The sequence below is a fragment of the Moorena sp. SIO4E2 genome, assembly GCF_010671945.1.
In the GTDB taxonomy this organism is placed as follows: Bacteria; Cyanobacteriota; Cyanobacteriia; order Cyanobacteriales; family Coleofasciculaceae; genus Moorena; species Moorena producens.
In genome coordinates, this window is the sequence record NZ_JAAHIE010000080.1 from 1 (window position 1) to 21,100 (window position 21,100).

18 protein-coding genes and 2 pseudogenes are annotated in these 21,100 nt (G+C 44.0%); 6 read left to right on the forward strand and 14 right to left on the reverse strand.

What is annotated here, in order from left to right:
* Positions 1-223 precede the first annotated feature (223 nt).
* The 5 genes and pseudogenes from F6K37_RS11660 to F6K37_RS11675 all read right to left on the reverse strand — a co-directional run.
* Positions 224-367 (reverse strand): annotated as a pseudogene (locus tag F6K37_RS11660) (IS4 family transposase); the annotation flags it as partial.
* Between the two features lie 235 nt (positions 368-602).
* Positions 603-788: pseudogene (locus tag F6K37_RS44625) on the reverse strand (hypothetical protein); the annotation flags it as partial.
* A gap of 410 nt (positions 789-1,198) precedes the next feature.
* Entirely contained in the window at positions 1,199-1,354 is a 156-nt protein-coding gene (locus F6K37_RS11665; protein WP_154659684.1) for a hypothetical protein, read from the reverse strand.
* Between the two features lie 591 nt (positions 1,355-1,945).
* Positions 1,946-3,424 (reverse strand): hypothetical protein, encoded by a 1,479-nt coding sequence (locus tag F6K37_RS11670; RefSeq protein WP_287250281.1) that lies wholly within the window; start codon positions 3,422-3,424, stop codon positions 1,946-1,948.
* A gap of 82 nt (positions 3,425-3,506) precedes the next feature.
* Positions 3,507-4,886, reverse strand: coding sequence for an RNA-guided endonuclease InsQ/TnpB family protein (locus tag F6K37_RS11675; RefSeq protein ID WP_008180039.1), 1,380 nt, complete (start codon positions 4,884-4,886; stop codon positions 3,507-3,509).
* Between the two features lie 367 nt (positions 4,887-5,253).
* Between F6K37_RS11675 and F6K37_RS11680 the strand changes: the two genes are divergently transcribed.
* The 3 genes from F6K37_RS11680 (at position 5,254) to F6K37_RS11690 (ending at position 7,937) form a co-directional block, all read left to right on the forward strand.
* Entirely contained in the window at positions 5,254-5,379 is a 126-nt protein-coding gene (locus F6K37_RS11680) for a hypothetical protein (RefSeq protein ID WP_267871988.1), read from the forward strand.
* A 50-nt stretch (positions 5,380-5,429) separates the two neighbouring features.
* Positions 5,430-6,725, forward strand: coding sequence for an adenylosuccinate lyase (purB, locus tag F6K37_RS11685; protein WP_353736811.1), 1,296 nt, complete (start codon positions 5,430-5,432; stop codon positions 6,723-6,725).
* 366 nt (positions 6,726-7,091) lie between these two features.
* Entirely contained in the window at positions 7,092-7,937 is an 846-nt protein-coding gene (locus tag F6K37_RS11690) for a Uma2 family endonuclease (RefSeq protein WP_287250283.1), read from the forward strand.
* Positions 7,938-8,178: 241 nt separating this feature from the next.
* On the opposite strand, the gene F6K37_RS11695 is transcribed toward F6K37_RS11690, so the two are convergent.
* From F6K37_RS11695 to F6K37_RS11710, 4 genes are all read right to left on the reverse strand, one after another.
* Positions 8,179-8,343: a DUF4351 domain-containing protein gene (locus F6K37_RS11695; RefSeq protein ID WP_353838005.1), complete on the reverse strand. Its 165-nt coding sequence runs from the start codon at positions 8,341-8,343 to the stop codon at positions 8,179-8,181.
* A 30-nt stretch (positions 8,344-8,373) separates the two neighbouring features.
* A complete protein-coding gene (locus F6K37_RS11700) occupies positions 8,374-8,532 on the reverse strand; it encodes a hypothetical protein (protein WP_287250285.1) in 159 nt (52 codons plus the stop codon).
* Positions 8,533-8,927: 395 nt separating this feature from the next.
* Entirely contained in the window at positions 8,928-11,591 is a 2,664-nt protein-coding gene (locus tag F6K37_RS11705; protein WP_287250308.1) for a tetratricopeptide repeat protein, read from the reverse strand.
* 51 nt (positions 11,592-11,642) lie between these two features.
* On the reverse strand, positions 11,643-12,461 hold the full coding sequence (locus F6K37_RS11710) for an esterase/lipase family protein (RefSeq protein WP_287250287.1): 819 nt from the start codon (positions 12,459-12,461) through the stop codon (positions 11,643-11,645).
* Between the two features lie 721 nt (positions 12,462-13,182).
* Here F6K37_RS11710 and F6K37_RS11715 point away from each other — a divergent pair.
* Positions 13,183-13,437 carry a hypothetical protein gene (locus F6K37_RS11715; protein ID WP_008184674.1) on the forward strand — a complete coding sequence of 85 codons (255 nt, stop codon included), beginning with the start codon at positions 13,183-13,185 and terminating at the stop codon, positions 13,435-13,437.
* A 106-nt stretch (positions 13,438-13,543) separates the two neighbouring features.
* On the opposite strand, the gene F6K37_RS11720 is transcribed toward F6K37_RS11715, so the two are convergent.
* From F6K37_RS11720 to F6K37_RS11730, 3 genes are all read right to left on the reverse strand, one after another.
* Entirely contained in the window at positions 13,544-13,684 is a 141-nt protein-coding gene (locus F6K37_RS11720; protein ID WP_287250290.1) for a hypothetical protein, read from the reverse strand.
* Between the two features lie 44 nt (positions 13,685-13,728).
* Complete coding sequence (locus tag F6K37_RS11725; RefSeq protein ID WP_287250291.1) at positions 13,729-13,923, reverse strand: hypothetical protein; 195 nt, start codon at positions 13,921-13,923, stop codon at positions 13,729-13,731.
* A 285-nt stretch (positions 13,924-14,208) separates the two neighbouring features.
* A complete protein-coding gene (locus F6K37_RS11730) occupies positions 14,209-17,763 on the reverse strand; it encodes an AAA-like domain-containing protein (protein WP_287250293.1) in 3,555 nt (1,184 codons plus the stop codon).
* Between F6K37_RS11730 and F6K37_RS11735 the strand changes: the two genes are divergently transcribed.
* Positions 17,762-17,917 carry a hypothetical protein gene (locus F6K37_RS11735; RefSeq protein WP_287250295.1) on the forward strand — a complete coding sequence of 52 codons (156 nt, stop codon included), beginning with the start codon at positions 17,762-17,764 and terminating at the stop codon, positions 17,915-17,917. The genes F6K37_RS11730 and F6K37_RS11735 overlap by 2 nt on opposite strands.
* A gap of 10 nt (positions 17,918-17,927) precedes the next feature.
* Here the strand turns inward: F6K37_RS11735 and F6K37_RS11740 are convergent, their stop codons facing one another.
* Positions 17,928-18,122 carry a hypothetical protein gene (locus F6K37_RS11740; protein ID WP_131827142.1) on the reverse strand — a complete coding sequence of 65 codons (195 nt, stop codon included), beginning with the start codon at positions 18,120-18,122 and terminating at the stop codon, positions 17,928-17,930.
* A 256-nt stretch (positions 18,123-18,378) separates the two neighbouring features.
* Entirely contained in the window at positions 18,379-18,543 is a 165-nt protein-coding gene (locus F6K37_RS11745; RefSeq protein WP_154659798.1) for a hypothetical protein, read from the reverse strand.
* A gap of 529 nt (positions 18,544-19,072) precedes the next feature.
* On the opposite strand from F6K37_RS11745, the gene mutL reads away from it, so the two are divergent.
* The gene (gene mutL / locus F6K37_RS11750; protein ID WP_287250300.1) at positions 19,073-20,842 is read left to right on the forward strand and encodes a DNA mismatch repair endonuclease MutL; all 1,770 of its coding nucleotides are present in this window, start codon (positions 19,073-19,075) and stop codon (positions 20,840-20,842) included.
* The last annotated feature ends 258 nt before the right edge of the window (positions 20,843-21,100 follow it).

Sequence of the window (21,100 nt, forward strand, 5' to 3'; positions counted from 1 at the left end):
TCCTTGTCTTGATGCAGTCGCTCATGGTTTGAAGTTACCGTAAGACAGGCTCGCCTTAATCAATGGAGGCGCGCTTTCCTATGGCGAATTAAATTACGGGGTCGCGCCTCAAGTTTTAACCCTTTTCTGCATAGCCTAACAACCATAAAGGCGAGCCTGTCTAAGGTTTCGTCTCCGGGGGGAACCCCCAAGACCGCGCTGCATCGCTTTTATTAATTATTTATCCTTGTATTGTGGAAATCAGATAAGCGAAAGATATTATAACAACTAAAGAAATAAAGCGTTTTCCAACCACATTGCTGCCTGACCTATTATATCCACCGCTCTTATAATCTCGGAACATTTGTTCAATATTAAAACGTTGTCTTGATCCAGTCGCTCATGGTTTGTTTGCGACTGCACCAAGACATGACTCTGCGATTTTTTCAAGTTTAACATTTTTGGTGTCTTGTCTAATAATTACTACAAGGTTAAGGAATAATAATTGAGATTCGGAAAGGAGATTTTTTAGATGTTTTTGATATAATTATGGTAGCATTTTCAATCTTATTGGTCGTCTTGACAATTTCTGACCTATCTTTTTTTACCATAATTCGCTCAATTTAATATCTATCAAGGGTTACAGGCCGCTTGTCGCCCCCCCAGGAATCTTTGACTAAATTAACCGTTTTAAACGTGACCATTTTTTGGATACGATTATCGATGTGATAGGAATTGTTAATGAGCCCAAAATAGTCACGCTTTATGTCTGGATTAATACTTCTAAATGACCAAGAACTGTAAATTCCTTTTCTTGCGGTTTATAAGGCATAGTTATTAATGTCTATCCCCAAAATTTTAACCTTCCATTTTTATAATTCAGGAAGGATTTTATGGAATAAAATAGCAATAGAATAGGGTTATTATCCAGTTGAACATCCTGCAATACAAATCTTAATTATTTTGTGGTTATTTTGTCGTTTAATTATATCTGGAATAATGTGATTTTGTCAGGTTTTAAAATGACATTTATAGCAGTCGCTAGGGTAATTATGACATGACAAAAGTCTCAAACTACAGTATGGCAAGAGTTTAACTTCTGACTTCTGACTTCTGCTATATCTCGCCAAAAGTAACTTTAATTATTAGTCATCATGGCAACTAATTTTTGCCATTATATATTACTTTATATAGTCTTATCTAAGAGTTTATAGTAACTTTATGGTGAACCAAATTTGAGAAATTTCATTCTCACAAGGATGGTTTCAATTAAATTGTCTTGGTCTGCTTCTTTAATAACTAATCCTGTCTGCTGGGCAATTAATCGAAGAAAAGCTTGTTTTAGCTCAACACTTAAAGATTCTGTGTTTGACACGTTAATCCCGATTGACTGACAAATCCAATGTGGTTACAGTTATATAGTTCCCAGTCAATCTGCCCAAGTAACACTAATTTAAAAACCTATTGGTACCTATTAATTTAATTCCTTATGTTCGGTTGTTCGCCTTTGGGGGTTGTAGGTTATTCGGCTGAAGGTTAGCAAGTTAGCAGGTTGAAGGTTGAACGCGACGCGCGTGCCTATTGGCCAAGGTTAGCAGGTTGAAGGTTGAACGCGACGCGCGTGCCTATTGGCCAAGGTTAGCAGGTTGAAGGTTGAACGCGACGCGCGTGCCTATTGGCCAAGGTTAGCAGGTTGAAGGTTGTTAGCTTGAAGGTTGAACGCGACGCGCGTGCCTATTGGCCAAGGTTGAAGGTTCAGAAGATAATTTTTAACCAGCTAACCAGCTAACCAGCTAACCTTCAACCAAATAACCAGCTAACCTTCAACCAAATAACCAGCTAACCTTCAACCAAATAACCTTCAACCTTCAACCTTCAACCTGTAACCTGCAACCAGCTAACCAGCTAACCTTCAACCTGCAACCAGCTAACCTTCAACCTGCTAACCTTCAACCTGATCGAGTGATTAGTTCAATCCTGGTAAGTCCAAATTTGCCACGACTTTTGTAATGGCATCCCGACTGGCTTCGGCACCAAACCCCCAAGCCAGGAGGACGCCATAGTCACCCCAGAGGTTAGCGCCAAAGGTGGATTTATAGGTGTATAGCTCAATGAAGCCACTACCAGCAAGCAGGACAATTGCGATCGCATAACTGATCGCAGAGAAAATCCAGAGGCGAAACTCTGCTAGTCTTGGCTCTTGGATAACTATCCGTGGTGTATCGATCCCTGGTGCTTTCTGCAATAATTCAGGTTGGGTGATGAGGAAGCCTAACTTAGTAGAGTTAGCTGGTATTTGTTTGGCTAGTAGAGTGATCGCTTTTTCGATTTGACCATTCAACTCCTGACCAGCTTTTTTATCCGTAGGTTCGAGATTATTCAACTTATTGCGCAAATTCTTTTGCTGACGTTGCCAACTCTGTAACTCTTGTGTTGATATGGTAGTTTCTACCAGCAGGTTGTCCAAGTCCCTGAGTTTAGCATCCAGTTGCAGGTATTTATTAATCTGTTTTGCCAAGTCATCTAACTGCTGATACAAGTCTTGAGGATTTTGGTCAGGTGCCTCTCGGATTGCCAGTTGCAAATTACGGCGTACTGACTGTAGATAAGGGGGGTCAATATCCGGAGTGGCGGGTATTTTTTCTTCCAGGGTCTGACCATAGTTCAGGAGTGCTAGCCAGTCCTCACGACCTTTGCGCCATTTCAGCCACACTGACTCAGCTTGGGTAATTGCCTGATTACCATCGTTCCAACGTTCCCCCTGCAAAGCCATCTCGACATCTAGCAGATGGCCTTCAATTCGGGTCTTGAAGGGATTTGGTATTGAGTTGAATTGATCGGTGAGTGATGTTTCAGCTAACTGGGGGTCACTGCGCAGTTGGATACGCAATTGACCAACCCGCACCAGAATTTTGTCCCGTAGTTTCCCTCGGCTACGGTAGCTGGACACAGCTATGCTCAATATCACCCCAATGGATATGATTCCCAGAGGTATGGGAAAGGGGTCTTTAATTCGGACTGTTAATGGTACGCTTAGTTCAGTTTCTGAGAACTTAATCAGTAATTCACCACTAAATTCTCCACTTTTGGGGGCATCGTCTAATTGAAACTGGATCGGGATAGATAGTAGACTATTGGCCTCAATCTCCTCGTCTGGTAAAGTAGGCTGAATCAATTTGGCGGGGAAAATTTCTTGGCCATCCTGAGTATTGAGGTCTAGGGAAATGATTTGTAAATCCTTGACGGCGTTTGTCGTGCGCAAGAGTAAGCTGCGGCTTGTGCTAGAACCCCTGGTACCTGCCACAGTCATACTTTTAGGGGTGATGGTGAGATCAGGTTGGGCAAGGGCTGGTGGAGCCGATAGAAATATTAAAATTGGGAGTATTAAAGCAATTAGAGCGCGTTGAGCGCATTTTAGCTGTTTAATCATACCTGTCTTGGTCAAGTGTGACCTCCGATTTTTGATCTGGTACTAAAGCTTAATTTGACATCTCCGCGCTTTAAAAAACGGGGATTCTACAAGGTTGTTACGTGGCGGGTTGAAACCGTGCCACTTCACTTCTTGTGCGATATGATTTACTCAGTGAGGTGAACAGATCATATCGCTTTGGGAGTGCCAAAGCTCCCCTACCCACCTTGGTCAGGTTTAGACCTAACTGTGTGGCTACTTTTCGGGCTATGTTTGCAGCGCCGTTACAGTCTGCATTGATCAGCCATCCTTCAGAAGTTTTATACAGTCCACGCTTAACCCGTTTGCCCGACGGTATCCATCCTTTGGGTTTTTCACCATGTTTTGGGAGGCTGTCGTCGTCAAGGTAAGACGCTTTACTCGTGTACGCTTCCTCGGTAATTGTTAATTTAATCCCGTACTCATAACAAAGTTGTTTTAACCGTTCGATCAATCTTCCGGTGGGGATAACTGCGAAGTTCTGATTACCACGCTTGCCCATATTGGAACGATTCTTCTGCCCTTCGTTCCAACCAATTACCAGATTCCCAATGCAATCATTCAAACAGCGATTAATAATCAACCTAGCTGCTTTATTGATCGCATCTCTGATTTGGTTGTTGCGTTTCCGTTGTACCCGGTCAAGGTTAGAATTCCAGTAAAACTCTGGCTTGCCCTGTTTGTACTTGGCTACCAGACGACAATAACCTTGGTTCATTGACTTAAGCTTACGACCATCAATAATCAAGCTTTTCCCACAGGTTGAAACTCCAGTCAACCAGTTGGTTCCACCGTGATCAAAGCTCCAGGCTTGAGTGTAGTCAAGGTTTGGGTTGCTAGCAATCGCTTCTTTCCCGTTGTCGATCACCCAATCAATCCATAGCTCTCCTAAATACGGGCGAACAGTAACTTCTTTCACCCAGTCCGGATCTATAAAATCTGGTGGTTCTAATGCGATTTCAGTTATTAAATGAGGCTTAGTTTCTTTGCTTATTGACGGATCAAACAAGCCTTTTTTGTAGTTGAGTGCTTGTCGGGGAAAAGTTACAGCAGCCAATCCCCCTTTCTTTCTGTACCTAAGCAGTCTTGGTCTGTCAACTTGGCCCTTGTAATAAAGACCTACTAATTGGTTGTAACTGGCAATGGACTCACCTACTGTCTTTAGGGTCTGTTGAGCCGACTGGGCAGCCATTGCTTTGTAATTGGGAGTTAACTTTAAAGTTTTATCTAGTTCTGGGTACTTTGTACTGCACTTATAGGTCTTCCAGCCATACCTAAGCTCATCATCCTTCCAGTAAGTAGTGAATGATTCTTCTTGCTGTTCAAGCCAACTGTAGTGTTTTTGTTTGGTGTAATAAATTGCACAATTAATCAAGCTATTTGCTTGCTCACACTGAAAGACCCAAAAAGCTTTATCTTCATCAGTAAATGACGCTTTAACTGGAATTGTTCTATACAACTTTCTATCTCCTCCTATCCTTTATTATAGACACGGCGGGTTAAAACCCGTCGTGTCCGTTTCATCCCGGAGACGAAACCTTAGAAGAGTGGAGCCTTATTTCATGAGTTTTAACCCTTTTTTGCATAGTCTGTCGCCTATAAAGGCTCCACTCTTCTTACGGTAACTTCTGACCCTCCTTAAAAGAGAGGGGTTCTCACGTTCCCGGATATTTGGATAGACCCAGCATTGAGAGGAAAATTGGTCATGGTAGGTGACAACAGGCAACAGGGGATAGGGGATTTGACCCATGATTAATCATTAATTATTAATCCATTATATAGCGTTTATCTTCCGGTTCAGGTAGATTCAATACCTTGAAAGCCCCGTGGAAAAAGCCTTTGGCAGCACTACATCCCGACTCCCGACTCCCGACTCCCGACTCCCGACTCCCGACTCCCGACTCCCGACTCCCGACTCCCGACTCCGATTAACCCAAGACGAAAGTCCCTAAACCCATTGATAACTGCTATAATTGTAAGGTTGTGTTCTGCGATATGGGAATTGATTGAGCGCTACACCCTACCCGAGATGGGGGAATTGTGGACGGATACCTACAAGCTCAAAACCTGGCTTCAGGTGGAAATAGCTGTTTGTGAAGCACAAGCGGAACTGGGTAAGATTCCCGGTGAAGCAGTAGAGGAAATTAAGGCAAAGGCGGATTTTGACCTCAAGCGGGTGCAAGAGATTGAGCAAGAAGTCCGCCATGACATGATTGCCTTTCTGACTAATGTGAATGAGTATGTAGGGGATGTGGGACGCTACATACACTTAGGCTTGACTAGTTCCGATGTTTTAGACACTGCCTTGGCACTGCAACTGGTTGCTAGTCTAAATATTATCCTCGAACAGATCGAGAAGCTTGCTCAAGCGATTCGCTACCAGGCACAACAACATCGCTACACGGTGATGATTGGTCGTTCTCACGGAATTCATGCTGAACCAATTACCTTTGGTTTTAAGCTGGCCGGTTGGTTAGCAGAAGTTTGCCGCCATCGCGATCGCTTAGTGGGTCTGCGTGAAAACATATCTGTGGGCAAGATTTCTGGTGCTGTGGGAACCTATGCCAATATTGACCCTCAAGTGGAAGCGATCGCATGTCAAAACCTGTCACTGCAACCTGATACTGCCTCAACCCAAATTATTTCTCGCGATCGCCATGGTGAGTTTGTCCAACAGTTAGCTCTGTTAGGGGCAACCATTGAACGGTTTGCTGTGGAAATTCGCAATCTCCAAAAAACCGATGTCTTAGAAGTAGAAGAATTCTTTTCTAAAGGACAGAAAGGTTCGTCTGCTATGCCACACAAACGTAATCCAATTCGTTCTGAACGGCTAAGCGGGATGGCACGAATTCTGCGGAGTCATGCGGTGGCTGCTTTAGAAAATGTTGCCCTATGGCATGAGCGGGATATTTCTCATTCTTCTGTAGAACGAGTCATTCTGCCAGATGTGTGTATTTTAACTCACTTCATGTTAGTGGAAATCACAGATTTAGTGAAACACTTGTTGGTTTATCCAGAAAACATGAAGCGGAATATGAATGTTTATGGGGGTGTGGTCTTTAGCCAAAAGGTGTTGTTAGCGTTAGTAGAAAAGGGGATGAATCGGGAAGATGCTTACAGTATTGTTCAGTCTTGTGCCCATCAAGCCTGGAATAAACCTGAGGGAAACTTCTACAATTTGATTATTAAGGATCCTGACGTTACGAGTAAGCTAACTCCTTCAGAAATAGAGGAATGTTTTAATCCCCAGCACCATTTTCAACATTTGGACGAGGTTTATCAACGGTTGGGAATCTAGGCCACTGATTGTAAGCATATGCGCTACGCGCACGCTACTTGAGGTGCCGTCAGCTGTCAGCCGTCAGCTTAAAATAAACCTCGTTTCCCGTAGGGTGACCCAAAGGTCAAGGCCAAGGCTGATAGCTAAATGCTTACTACTTATTTTAGCAGTTCTTAATTGGGTATTTAGAACTGCTAAAATAAGTAGTAAGTATACCTAAATCATTGTAAGTATTCAGCTATCAGCTATCAGCTAAAGGCTGACCGCTGACGGCTATCAGCTAAAGGCTGACCGCTGACGGCTATCAGCTAAAGGCTGACCGCTGTTCGCGTAGCGTGCGCGTAGCGCATATGCTTACAAATCATTTCCCAAGATGAGGTTGTCATGACCCAGAGCTTAGAGCGCACAGGTCTAACTATTTCGTTACCGGATCATACTCAACTACCAGAATCCAATGGCGAATTTGTGAAGAACTTCCATGAGCATCCTCAAAGCATTATTTTAACTGATTCTATTGAACCGGTTCTCCAGAAAATTCATCCCGACGGACAATACGCTATTGGTCAAGACTCTGGTATCTATTGGCGGATCACAGAACCTTTAGAAAGAGGAGCAGAAGCTCCGGATTGGTTTTATGTACCGGGAGTACCTCCTCTGTTAGATGGTAAAATTCGTCGTTCCTATGTACTTTGGCAAGAACACCTAGCACCTCTGATTGCTCTGGAATTTGCTAGTGGCAATGGAGACGAGGAAAGGGATTCTACTCCTTTATCTGCTACTGGGGAAGAAAAAACTAAACCAGGTAAATTCTGGGTTTATGAACAAATTATTCGCATTCCCTACTACGGAATCTATATATTTGATACTGGGGAGTTAGAAGTCTATCATCTAGTTAATGGTAAATATCACCAGATGAAGACTAATCAAAGGGGACATTATCCTATTGAACAGTTAGGGGTAGAATTAGGTGTATGGGAAGGCTCATATCAGAATCTTAATCAGAATCACATGTGGCTAAGGTGGTGGGATAGCGAAGGTAATCTACTGCTGATGGGCAGTGAACGAGCTGAGCAAGAAAAACAACGAGCTGAGCAAGAAAAACAACGGGCTGAGCAAGCTGAACGTTCACAAAGAGATGCTATTCCTAAGCTATTGGCAATGGGACTAACTGTGGAGCAAGTGAGTTCAGCGTTAGGTTTATCTATTGAGGAAGTAGAGAATGAAGAATGAAGAATTTAGAATTTAGAATTTAGAATTTAGAATTTAGAATTTAGAATTTAGAATTTGGAATTTAGAATTTGGAATTTAGAATTTAGTTGGGACAGTCCGTCCCGTAAGGCACCACCGGGTCAAACAGCAAATATGAGATGCACCCGATTGCTGTAGCAATAGTAGAGTGGGTAAAGCTTTTCCTTACCCACTCTATCAGCTCTCCATGGCACGGCTTTTGAGTGCGACACCTAACGGGATTTTACTTATCCGTTAACTGGTTTAACCAATTGGTCAAATCCACTTCAGTTTCAAAATCTAACAACGCTTCTCCTAAATCCTCCAACTGCTCAAAGGATAACTGCTCAATTTGATTTTGTAATTGGGGATTTATCTTACCTAAGCGACGGTTAAGTAGACGGATAATTAAATTAAGCTCATTTCTTGATGCAGTCGCTCATGGGGGAAACCCCCAAGACCGCGCTGCATCGCTGCGCTTTCCTTGTTCTAATCCCTGTTCTAATCCTTGTTCTAATCCTTGTTCTAATCCTTGTTTTAATCCTTGTTTTAATCCTTGGCGAATAATTCGTTGATAAACTACTGACTCTTGCATCATATCCTCCCGAAAATAAGCTTGAATTAAATGAAGAATTTAGAATTTAGAATTTAGAATTTAGAATTTAAAATTTATAGAACCGAAGTATAGTTTAGAACAGATAATTTTGGTTGAAAGGGAGCAGGGAGTAGAGAGCAGGGAGCAGAAATATCTCTTAAGCTTTACTGCGACTGCTATACCTTCTATCTTCTAAATTCTATCTTGTTAATTCTAAATTCTATCTTGTTAATTCTAAATTCTACCTTGTTCATTCTAAATTCTTAATTCTACATTCTAAATTCTTCATTAGTCATTCACTTAGGAAAAGCAAGACCAAGCCAGTATATAGTATTTCTAACTAATTAATGAATAATATTGCTGATTTACCATAACATCAAAAACTATTCGGATATCTTTTATTCTGTTCCCTGTTCCCTTTTTAGATCGCGCAAACTTTCTAGATTCTCACGGTAGGTAACAGTGTTAGGATGATTTGACCCTAACTTTCGTTCTGCAATATCCAATGCCTGGACAAAGAGGGGTTCGGCCTCACCATAGCGCCCCTGATCATAGTAGAGTCCTGCCAGGTTGTTGAGACTTAGGGCTAGATGGGGATGCTCCTCACCCAGCCGCTGCTTTGTCATCTCCAATGCCTGGACATAGAGGGGTTCGGCCTGATCATAGCGCCCCTGATTCAAGTAGAGTACTGCCAGGTTGTTGAGACTTTGAGCTACATCGGGATGATCCTCACCCAGCCGGTGCTTTCTAATCTCCAAAGCCTTAACATATAGGGTTTCTGCCTCATCATAGTGCCCCTGAGCAGAGTAGAGTCCAGCCAAGTTGTTGAGACTTTGGGCCACATCGGGATGGTTCTCACCCAGCAGCTGCTTATACATCTCCAATGCCTGGACAAAGAGTGGTTCTGCGAGATCATAGCGCCCCTGCTCATAGTAGAGTAATGCTAGGTTGTTGAGACTGTTGGCTACATCGGGATGGTCTTCACCTAGTAGGTGGTTTCTAATTTTCAAAGCCTGGACAAAGAGTGGTTCTGCGAGATCGTACCGCCCCTGAGCTTTGTAGAGTGCTGCCAGGTTGTTAAGACTTTCGGCCACATGGGGATGGTCTTCACCCAGCCGGTACTTTCTGATCTCCAAAGCCTGGCCATAGAGGGGTTCTGCCTCATGGTAGCTTCCCATTGAATGGTAGAGTCCAGCCAGGTTGTTGAGACTTTGAGCCACAGAGGGATGCTCCTCACCCAGTAGGTGCTTTGTCATATCCAAAGCCTGCACCAAGAGGGGTTCTGCATCATGGTAGCGCCCCAAAGACTGGTAGAGTCCAGCCAGGTTGTTGAGACTGTCGGCTACATCGGGATGGTCGTGACCCAGCCGGTACTTTCTGATCTCCAAAGCCTGGACAAAGAGTGGTTCTGCGAGATCATAACGCCCCTGAGCTTTGTAGAGTGCTGCCAGGTTGTTGACACTGGTGGCCACAACAGGATGTTCCTCACTAAGCCAGTGCTTAGATAGCTCCAAAGCCTTGAGATAGAGGGGTTCTGCCTGATCATAGCGCCCCATTGACTCGTAGAGAAATGCCAGGTTGTTGAGACTTAAGGCCAGATAGGGATGTTCCTGACCCAGCAGCTGCTTATACATCTCCAAGGCTTGGACATAGAGGGGTTCTGCGAGATCGTACCGTCCCATTGACTCGTAGAGTCCAGCCAGGTTGTTGAGACTGTCGGCTACACCGGGATGTTCTTCCCCCAGGCGGCTTTTGGTTACCTTTAAACATTCCTCCCACCAGGGTTCAGCCTGGTCATAGCTACCTTGACCTTGATAGAATCTTCCTACGCCAGCAAAAGGCCATAGTAAATCTTCATCCCTGAGCCAGTCAGTTAGGACAGTGGCAGCTTCGACTAAATGAGGAATGGCGGGGGTAAATTCTGTAATCTGCACGAAAGTTGGTCTATCAGGAATTTCTTTGGCCACAGCTACCATTACCTGACAAAAGCTTTGCTTGTAGCCATCGGCCTCTGGTAATTGAGCCAGCTTGGTCTGGAAAAATTCTCGAATTAGTTGATGGAGCCGATAGGTTTGCTGTTCGGTCAGTTGCAACAGATTACGATTAACTAGGAAACTATCCCGTAATTCTTCCAACTCTTCTTGTTCTTCTTCCCATTCCTCCTCATCTTCAGTTTCGATAACACACTTCTCTACCAAGAACCAATCAAAAGGAGCAGGAGCAAACAAACTCAAACGACATCCCAACTTTTGGGCTTCTGGACAATCTTTCAAATCTTCCCAGGATAACTCAAAGGCTGCTGCTACTCCTAACTGGGCTGTGATATCCCCTTGTTCTGTTTGATAAAGTAATGCCTTAGCTGCTAATTTCTTTTTCTCTAAACGTTTCTGAACTTTAGGGATAGTTAAATTCGGATGTATATCTAAATATCGTCCGACTAACTCTAAACCTAAGGGCAAATAACCCAACCATTCACATAAGGCTTCTGCTTCTGTTAGTTCCTTGTCAATGCGCTCTTTTCCAACAAGCGATTGGCCGTAGGCCACGCTACGCGAACGCAATAATTCCAATGCTGCCTCTGGGGAAAGTACATCCAAATCAATGCGTTGGTAAGAACGCCCTGGACGCTGACGGCTGGTGACCAGTACTTTGAAGCGGGATTGGGCTGGAGGTAAGTAGGGCTGAATTTTCTGTTTGTAGTCGTTGCTGAAAGAAGGCACATCATCCAGCACGATCAAAGCTGTTCCTTCTGGCCAATGCCCCCAGCAGTATTCTACTTGTTGGTTGAACTCTAGTTGATCTGGAATGGTTAATCCTAATTTAGTACGGGCAAAATTGACAACTTGAGTCCCAAGATCCAAGCCTCGCACTGGGAACCAGCACAAACCACCAGGGTAGTTGTGCTGATTGTTCAGAGCATATTGTAGAGCTAATTCGGTTTTGCCCACACCGCCCATTCCGGCAATGGCACAAATCACTAATTGATCGGTCTGTTGAAATTCCTGATGGAGCTGCTCAAGTTGAGCATCCCTACCGACAAAGTGGGGAGTGCCACGATTGATAATGTTACTGGGGGGATTTAACTTTGTCCGTTCCCGGTCGGACGAGTTCAGCTAATGCTCATGAATAGGAATCTCGCCAACATAAACTGTTCCGTTGCTGTCATCTTTTAGGCGTACAGTAGTTTTGAGGCATTCTTTGATAAATTTCTTGACACTAAGATAGAGCTCACTGTCTGGAGACTTGGGTTTGGATATCGAAATGTGGTCATCTGGCATGGCAACCGGCTTCACTTCTGCAATGCCTGGGTTGGAACTTACCTGGTCTACCACCAAAATCCCTTTGAAAGGTTGGGTTTCGTAATAGACCTTTGTGTCAATTCCTAAACGAGGAGCATTTTGTGTATACCACTCATTTAATTCCCTTAACTGAGGGGCATGAGCTTTGAGTTCCTCCACACTTACTGTAGTTCGTGCAACAATGAGAATTTTATCAATTACATCAGCTAGATCAGACCCAGTGTGGGGAGTAGCCAGAAATATAACCCCTTTGGTCTGCTCAATAATGCCTTGATGTTTAACAAAATTATTAGCACTGTTAAGCATCTTTTTGACTAAAAGCCCGCCCAGACTGTGAGTAATAAATACTAATGGACGTTTACCCAGATCCCGACTATCTAAGCAATCTAATAAATTACTGGCTTGATCGAAAAGAGGCATACTGCTGTTGCTTTTCCAGTTTGTCGCTTTAGCGTTATACCCAAAAGACCAGATGTTAAGACCTGGCTGATCGTTTTCTAACCAAACTGGCCAGAAGTCATCATCATCCCGTTTTTCCTTAGGATGCCACGTGCTTCTAGCATCCCCTCCCAGCCCGTGAACAAACACGATATCCGCACTGGGCAATGAGTCCTGGTGGCTTGAGATTTTCATCAAGCCCGTCAATTTACTCAAGGATTAGCCTCCAGTTAACTATATAGCATTAACCAGTAGATGCATGAAACCCAATCTCGATTTAGTTTAACACAGGGAAATATAGGGAGTAGGGAGTAGGGAGTAGGGAATAGGGAGCAGGGAACAGGGAACAAAAGTTATAACAATTCATTTTATATACCTATCACAATTTCTATTATATATTTTATTTTTTTTCTTATTTTTGCCGATGATATCAGTAAATTAACTCCCCAAAAAAACGCGATTGACCTGCATGTCACGCTAAGCGAAGGCATTCCCGATTCCCGATTCCCGATTCCCGATTCCCGATTCCCGATTCCCGATTCCCGATTCCCGATTATGATTGGGTATTGGTGGGCATTGCCCATTTCATTAATCGCCGTTCAATCATGATATTTATCGGCAATGCCCACCCTACGATTCTTTTGCTGTTTGACCTGGTGGTGCGTTACGGGGCGGACTATACCAAGGCTGGCGCTTGAGCAAACAATTAGGGCAAGTCCGCCCCTAACGCACCCTACGCAACTGTTCCCGATTCCCAATTCCCAATTCCCAATTCTAAATTCTAAATTCTAAATTCTATTTCTTTTCCGTACATTTTCTTTCAATACCCCCTCACAAAAAAAATCATAAAAACCATTGACAAAAATATTTATAATCGTTATGATTATAAATATTAACTTCAAACACGAGTTTAATTATGACTGAAGACTTTGTGCCAAACGAAAACAACAATCCTGAAGAGACTACTCCCGGTAATACTCCTCAGGAACCTTCCCCAAAAAAATACCCCGTTAAGCACATTTTGAAAGGGTCACGTAAGGCAATACTCAATACCATGTATGCCCTTTATGCACTGCGTTACGCGGAAATCTCGGAGTGGAGCCCCCTTCAGCCCACTGGGATCCCAGGGGAATTCATTACGATAATGACGAAGTACTTAATTATCGGTTAAACTAACTTATGGGGGGTTTTACCCCCTTGGCAAAAAAATCGGGTCTGATGTCAGTAGTCAGCGGTCAGCGGTCAGCGGTCAGCAGTCAGCGGTCAGCAGTCAGCGGTCAGCAGACATAACTCAGATTAAACAAATAGTTACCTGTTTTATTCAAAAGCTGTTGGCGTAGCGCATAAGCTGATAACTGATAGCTGATAACTGAAAGCTGATAACTGATAGCTGTTCCCGTAGCGTGCGCGTAGCGCATATGCTTACGGTCTAATCATATCGGATTATGTTGTCTGGTTTGGTTTACAAAGTTGAGTCATAAAGATAAATTCTAGCCGTGGAAAGTATTTCTGCGGCTATTTTTTTGGGGGTTGAAAGTTGTTCGGTTGAAGGTTGTTCGGTTGAAGGTTGTTCGGTTGAAGGTTGAAGGTTGTTCGGTTGAAGGTTGAAGGTTGTTCGGTTGAAAGTTGCGTAGGGTGCGTGATAAGACGGGCTCACCCTCATTTTCTGCCTCGTCCTCAGCATTGCTACAGCCGGTCGGTGTAACGCACCACCGGGTCAAACAAGAATCAAACCGGTTAGTATGATTAGTGAAAATGTTGAATGAGTTCCCATCGGGTCGGTGAAGCCGAATCCCATTTAGTATCAGTTAACAACAATTGTTCGATTGTAATTAATTCTTGGTGGGCAGTGCATACCTACGCAAAATCCAAGCCAGATCAATCGGTCTGTTGCACTGCCCACCCTACATCTACTCTTGCCTATTGCTAGCATGCCTATTGCCTATTCAAAAGGGTGACAAACATCATTAACCTCCGAGTTAGTGTTCAAATAATCTTGTATCCAATTGCAACCATAGATTAGTAACTGATCTAAATCGAGGACTTGATCTAAATCCCATACAATAACAGTGTTGTCTCCACTGGCGGAGGCGAGCATCTCACCATTGGGGCTGAAAACTACGGCTAAGACGCCATCGCTATGTCCTTTCAGGGTAGTTAAAAGGGTTCCATCCCGCTGCCAGAGTTTGACGGTTTTGTCATAACTAGCGCTAGCAATTCTGTTACCGTCAGGGCTAAACACTACTGCTAATACCCCTGCTTGATGACCGTTTAGGGTAGTAATCAAGGTTCCATCTCGCTTCCAGAGTTTAATGGTTTTGTCCCAACTCGCTGACGCAATGGTTTCACCGTCGGGACTGATGGCAACGCTGTAAACCCGGTCATGGTGTCCCTTGAGGGTAGTAATCAAGGTTCCGTCTGGCTTCCAAAGCTTGACAGTTTTATCCCAACTGGCGGAAGCAATTAGAGTCCCGTCTTTCTTGATGCAGTCGCTCATGGGGGAAACCCCCAAGACCGCGCTGCATCGCTTGCTGAAGGCTACTCCATCAATGCGATCGCTATGGCCCTTGAGGGTATTAATTAAGGTACCGTCCTGTTTCCAGAGCTTAATGGTGTTATCGGCACTAGCAGAAGCAATCATCTCACCGTCGGAGCTGAAGACTACTGCTAAAACGGCGCTGGTATGATTTGTTAAAGTTTTTAGCAAGCTACCGTTTCTGTGCCAGAGCTTGATGGTGTTATCGGCACTAGCGGAGGCAATCATCTCACCATCTGGGCTAATCGCTATTCCGGAAACTCTAGCACTATGGCCAGTTAGGGTTCTTTGTAGGCTACCGTCTTTATTCCACAGTTTGACTGTGTGATCCCAACTCGCCGATGCAATGGTTTTTCCGTCTGGGCTAATCGCCACTGCCCAAACTAAATCACTATGCCCCCTGAGCCTGGTGAGGATGATGCCATCGGGTTTCCAGAGCCTGACCGTTCCATCCCAACTCGCGGATGCAATAGTTTTTTCGTCTGGGCTAATGGCCACACCGTACACTAAATCTTGATGTCCTCTGAGGGTAGTGAGTAATGTGCCTTCCCAACTCCACTGGTTAACGGTTCCGTCCCAACTCGCGGACGCAATGGTTTTACCATCTGGGCTGATCGCAAGGTTGTAAACGCGATCGCTATGGCCCTGAAGGGTGTTTAGTAAAGTGCCATCAGTACCCCAAAGTCTAACGGTTTTATCCCCTGACGCTGACGCAATGGTTTGACCATCTGGGCTGATGGCAACGTTGTAAACGCGGTCATTATGCCCCTGAAACGTCCTTAGTAATTTCCCATTATAGCCCCAAAGTTTAACGGTTTTGTCCCCTGACGCTGACGCAATGGTTTGACCATCTGGGCTAATGGCCACTCCATAAACAGTAGCGCTATGGTCTTTAAGAGTAGTAATCAAGGTACCGTCAGCTTTCCAGAGCTTAACGGTTTTGTCTCCAGACCCTGAAGCAATCATCTGGCTGTCGGGGCTAATGGCAACACCATAAACGCCAGCTTGATGGCCGTTGAGGGTTTTATAGGGTCGGGGTTGAAACGTTCCCTGACTATCCCGTTTCCAGAGTTTGACGGTTTTGTCGTCACTAGCGGAAGCAATCAGATTGCCGTCTAGGCTAATGGCAATGTCGTAAACCCCAGCTTGATGACCGTTTAGGGTAGATATTAGTTTACCATCAAGTGTCCAGAGTTTGATGGTTTTATCATAACTAGCAGTAGCGATTAGATTAACAGCCTGGTTAATGGCAACTGCCCAAACCTGATTACTATGCTTTACTAAGCGATTATATTCAACAGTCCCATAAACTGCCTGTCTTAGCACCGATTCTACTTGAGTTTCCGTAGTGGGGTCTGCGTTACCAAAGCTTTTCAATCGTTCCTTGGCTCTGATCGCTTCTACTAGGGCGTCCAATTGTTGATTGGAGGCAAAGAGCGCTGCTGAGGATTTTGCGATCGCATTCATTTCGCTAATAGCTGAGCGTCTATATCCGAGGTAAGTGGTCACCCCTAACCCTGTGGAAACCATCAATGCTGTGCCCACTGCCATTAGCAAGAACTTGAGTCGTCTGGCACTTTTTTTCTGTTCTGCTAATCTTGCTTCTGCTTCCTTAGCCCGTTCTGCTTCTAAATACCGTTGCTGTTCAACCCAGCTTAATTCTTGACAAGCAGCTAAGAATTCATCATCTACTACACTCAAGCGTTTGCCCACTTTCCAGTTTAAGGCTTCTGCTAAAGCTTGTCCTCGCAACAGCCGAGAATTATCTTCACGGTTGGAGGCTAACCAAGCGTTTAGGGCTTGATTATAAGGTCGCAGATTCCCTAATTTTTGCTCAACCCAATCCTGATTAAAAATAGACTGGTAGATGGGATTATAAACCCTTAATACTGGGGAAGTTTTGTTATCCTGACCAGGCTCCTTGACAACTAACCCACTTAGCCGTAATTCTATTTGTTCAGGAGTATCATCTGCAGCAATTTCTCCCTGTTGTAAGATTTCCTGATAAAGGGCTAATAACCGACTAGAGCCTTGTTCATTTCTGAGAATGCGTTCCCGTAGGGTTCGTAAATGCTCCGGTTGATCATTGGCTTCCCAGTTTTCAATAATTTCCTTACGCACAAGCTGCTCTAACCAAAATCCTTCCGTACCAGGGGGAATCGTCAGAGAGCCACTAATTGCCTTTTGATTCGATATCTGCACCAGATAGCACAGCTTTTGAGTCAGAAATGGTTGTCCTCCTGTCCAAGCCAATATCTCTTTGAGAATAGTTTGATGATTCTCTACTAATCCTACTAATCCTGATGCTAATGGTTGAGCTTCTTCTAGGGTAAAACCATGCAAATCAATAGCTTTACCAATATTAAAAGGAGTTCGTTTTATCTGGGAAATTAAATCCGAAGGGGTGGCGACTCCAAATAAAGCAAAGGTGAGGCGATTGTAGTCTGGATTTTCTGCTCGCTGGTTATAGCAGGATCGAATCAGAGCAAAAAAATCATCGGTCGGGAAATTGAGGCTAATCACGCTATCGATTTCATCGATAAAAATAAAAATCTTTTCGCTTTTGAGGTTAACTAACAAAATCTCTTCGATCACCTGACTCAATCGCTGGATTTCCGATAAATCATCGTGCTCACGCCACCAAGTTTTTAAATTAACCTTCCGGTAAAGTTTGAAATTCCTTAATAACTCAACTACTAATCCCTTATACCACTGCTGGGGAGTAATAGTTTCGCTACCAATGCGCGTCATATCAATAGAAGCGCAGCTAAAACCAGCCTGTTGCAGTCGATGCTTGATCCGTAAGCGCAAGCTAGACTTACCCATCTGTCGGGAGTTGAACACATAACAAAACTCACCCCTAATTAAGGCATTATAAAGTTCAGCATCAGCTCGACGCTCTACATAACTAGGGGCATTTAATTTTAAACTACCACCGACTTGATATTCGTAGGTGTCCATGTGTAGCAGTTTTGAATTGGGTGAGCTATTTTTATTCTGGGTTTTAGGGAGTAGGGAGCTAAGCTATCAGCTATCAGCTATCAGCTTTCAGCTTTCAGCTATCAGCTTTCAGCTATCAGCTATCAGCTTTCAGCTTTCAGCTATTAGCTATTAGCTATCAGCTTTCAGCTATTAGCTATCAGCTTATGGGTTAGGTCACAGCGTCGAAGCCTGTGCCACCCTACTGTTCGCGCAGCTTGCGCGTAGCGCAATCGGTGCTTTTGAATAAAATAAGCTGACCGCTGACCGCTGACTGCTGACTGCTGACTGCTGACTGCTGAATGCTTACAAAATCTTGAACTATTAAATTCTCCCGTCAAGGTTTATCTTAAGCACCTCAAGTAGCGTGAGCTTTTAGCTGACGGCTGACAGCTGACGGCACCTCAAGTAGCACCTCAAGTAGCGCATATGCTTACTGGGAATCAAAATTTGGGATACGTAACAATAAAGTTATCCTCCGCTTGAGCATTGTAATTCAGTCCAGATTCAAAACAGGTTACCGGAAATCCCATGGGAATACGGAATCCCTGACATATTGAGTAGTGGGGTTTTTGTCGTTGTTGGTTCATTGTTTCCTTAGGGAGTAGGGAGTAGGGAATCGGAACCCACCCCTAACCCCTCCCAGGAGGGGAACGGGAATCGGGAATCGGGAGCGGTGCGACCCGTGGCGAATTTAATTCGCCTACGGAAAGCGCACCGAGGGAGTCGGGGGAAGAAAATTGACTGTACCTCATCTAGCAATTATCAGACTCATTCGGAGTTTTTTTAGGGTTATGTTATATCAGCAATACTTTTGATTATATACACAACATACTATAGCATTAAATTTAAATTATAGGTCATAAATTTGCAGTTTTATTGTTAATATAAATAACCATAATGAATGAATTAGTATACTTCTCAATATTGTTGAGATATAATCGAAAATTGGATGGCTGATAAAACGCTGATGAATTACTAATTATTGGGTAAATAATTTATAATTACTCCTGAGGCGATACTCCTGAAGTGATATTACTGACGCGATACTCCAAATTCTTAACTTATGGATAACGTTGGTTATATAGAACTAAGGTAAATCCGTTTAATCACATTATTTATAGTAATATTGTTTGTTGTCCTTTGTGTTTTATACAAAATTAATTAAAAATTCACTATATAGCGTTTATCATACTTATGAGGTACAATTTTTTCCCGATTCCCGATTCCCGATTCCCGATTCCCGATTCCCGATTCCCAATTCCCGATTCCCGATTCCCGATTCCCTGAAATGATTATTCAAACCCTACCTAAAAACGTAGTTCATCTAATTGCTGCTGGGGAAGTCATTGATTCAATAGCGGCAGTGGTGCGAGAACTGATCGAAAATTCCCTTGATGCTGGGGCAACTCGGATTACTGTTTCCCTGTGGACTGAGCAATGGCGGGTACGAGTGGCAGATAATGGCACAGGGATGGAGGTGAAGAATTTGCAAAAAGCGGCTTTTGCCCACAGTACTAGCAAAATCTGTAGTAGTGATGATCTGTGGAAGATTACTAGTTTGGGATTTCGTGGGGAAGCGTTGCATAGTTTGGCGGCTGTGGCAGAGTTAGAAATTTTGAGCCGATGTCCAGGAAATAGTCAGGGGTGGCGAGTTATCTATAATTCCCAAGGTCAACTGCGTCAGATTGAATCTGCTGCGATCGCACCCGGTACGATTGTGATAGTGTCTAATTTATTTGGTAAATTGCCCGTGCGTCGCCAGGGTTTACCGCCGATGGCACAACAGTTGCGTGCTGTCCAAACCATTATTCATCAACATGCTCTGTGTCATCCTAGGGTTAGCTGGCAAGTGGAGCAAAATGGACGTCCATGGTTTAATCTTTGTCCTGGTCATACTGCCCAACAGATTCTGCCTCAAATTATCAAGCAGTTAAAGGAAAGTGATTTGCAGCCGTTAACGGTAGAAGTGCCCATACCGGATTCGGCAACAGAACAACAACAGGATAAAAGCACCAAGGGAAATCTCGGAAATGGTTTGATGGAGCTAGTGTTAGGATTACCGGATCGATGCCATCGCAGACGTCCAGACTGGGTAAAGGTAGCGACTAATGGACGAATTGTGCGATCGCATGAATTGGAACAAACCATGATCACAGCATTAGCTCGAACCTTGCCTCGCGATCGCTATCCCATTTGTTTCCTGCACCTGCGGATTTGTCCGAGTCAAATCGACTGGAATCGTCATCCAGCAAAGACTGAAATTTACTTACACTCGGTATCTTACTGGCAACAGCAAGTTGCTGAAGCTATCGAGCACGCTTTGCGAATCACCCCAGCCAATCTCCCAGAAACCATTCACTCGAACAGGGTAAAACAGTTACTCAAAACATCGGAAGCTAGAGGAGGTTACACCACCAGTCGTTCAATTCAAGGGATAGTAGCCACTCAAGAAATTATTGACAAAACTGATAGCAAAATTGATAACAAAACTGATAGCAAAACCGATGATATTGGGCTAATCCAACTGCGAGCCATGGCTCAGCTTCATAATATGTATATTGTAGCAGAGCATCCCACTGGTATTTGGTTAATTGAACAGCACATTGCCCATGAACGGGTGTTGTATGAAGAATTATGCGATCGCTGGCAGTTAGTCCCCTTAGAACCTCCGATCATTCTCCAGCAGTTATCCCCTAAGCAGGTGGAACAACTACAGCGCATTGGTTTAGAAGTTGACCCCTTTGGAGAAGAGCTGTGGGCAGTACGGAATGCACCAGAACTGTTGCGCGAGCGAGACGATTGTGCCAAAGCCCTATTAGAGCTGAGTTTAGGAGGAGACTTACAAACCGCTCAAGTAGCAACTGCCTGCCGCAGTGCAATTCGCAATGGTATCCCCCTGAGCTTGTCAGAAATGCAGCAGTTATTAGATCAGTGGAAAAAGACTAGAAACCCTCGCACTTGTCCCCACGGGCGTCCTATTTATTTATCCTTAAAAGAGTCTGCTCTTTCCCGTTTTTTCCGCCGTCATTGGGTAATTGGAAAAAGTCATGGGATTTAAGGAAGGGTTGGTAAGTTGAAGGTTAGAAAGTTGAAGGTTAGCAGGTTGAAGGTTATTAAGTTGGCAAGTTGTTCGCGTAGCGTGGCCTAAAGGCCAAGGTTATCAAGTTGAAGGTTAGCCAGTTGTTCGCTGTTAGAGTCGATGTCCCCTATTACGGGGAGCACCTCTCCTTCAGAACCGTGCATGAAACTTTCGTCTCACACGGCTCCTAGATATTCTTAGCTGAGGTGCGACCCAGGGGCAGTTTATCTGCCCATT

Excerpts from the sequence above, each read along its gene's own strand:
- F6K37_RS11700 (WP_287250285.1), bottom strand. The coding sequence starts at position 8,532 with ATGATGCAAGAGTCAGTAGTTTATCAACGAATTATTCGCCAAGGATTA.
- F6K37_RS11730 (WP_287250293.1), bottom strand. The coding sequence starts at position 17,763 with ATGGACACCTACGAATATCAAGTCGGTGGTAGTTTAAAATTAAATGCC.
- F6K37_RS11715 (WP_008184674.1), top strand. The coding sequence starts at position 13,183 with ATGACTGAAGACTTTGTGCCAAACGAAAACAACAATCCTGAAGAGACT.
- F6K37_RS11710 (WP_287250287.1), bottom strand. The coding sequence starts at position 12,461 with ATGAAAATCTCAAGCCACCAGGACTCATTGCCCAGTGCGGATATCGTG.
- F6K37_RS11720 (WP_287250290.1), bottom strand. The coding sequence starts at position 13,684 with ATGCGCTACGCGCACGCTACGGGAACAGCTATCAGTTATCAGCTTTCA.
- mutL (WP_287250300.1), top strand. The coding sequence starts at position 19,073 with ATGATTATTCAAACCCTACCTAAAAACGTAGTTCATCTAATTGCTGCT.
- F6K37_RS11735 (WP_287250295.1), top strand. The coding sequence starts at position 17,762 with ATGTGTAGCAGTTTTGAATTGGGTGAGCTATTTTTATTCTGGGTTTTA.
- F6K37_RS11690 (WP_287250283.1), top strand. The coding sequence starts at position 7,092 with ATGACCCAGAGCTTAGAGCGCACAGGTCTAACTATTTCGTTACCGGAT.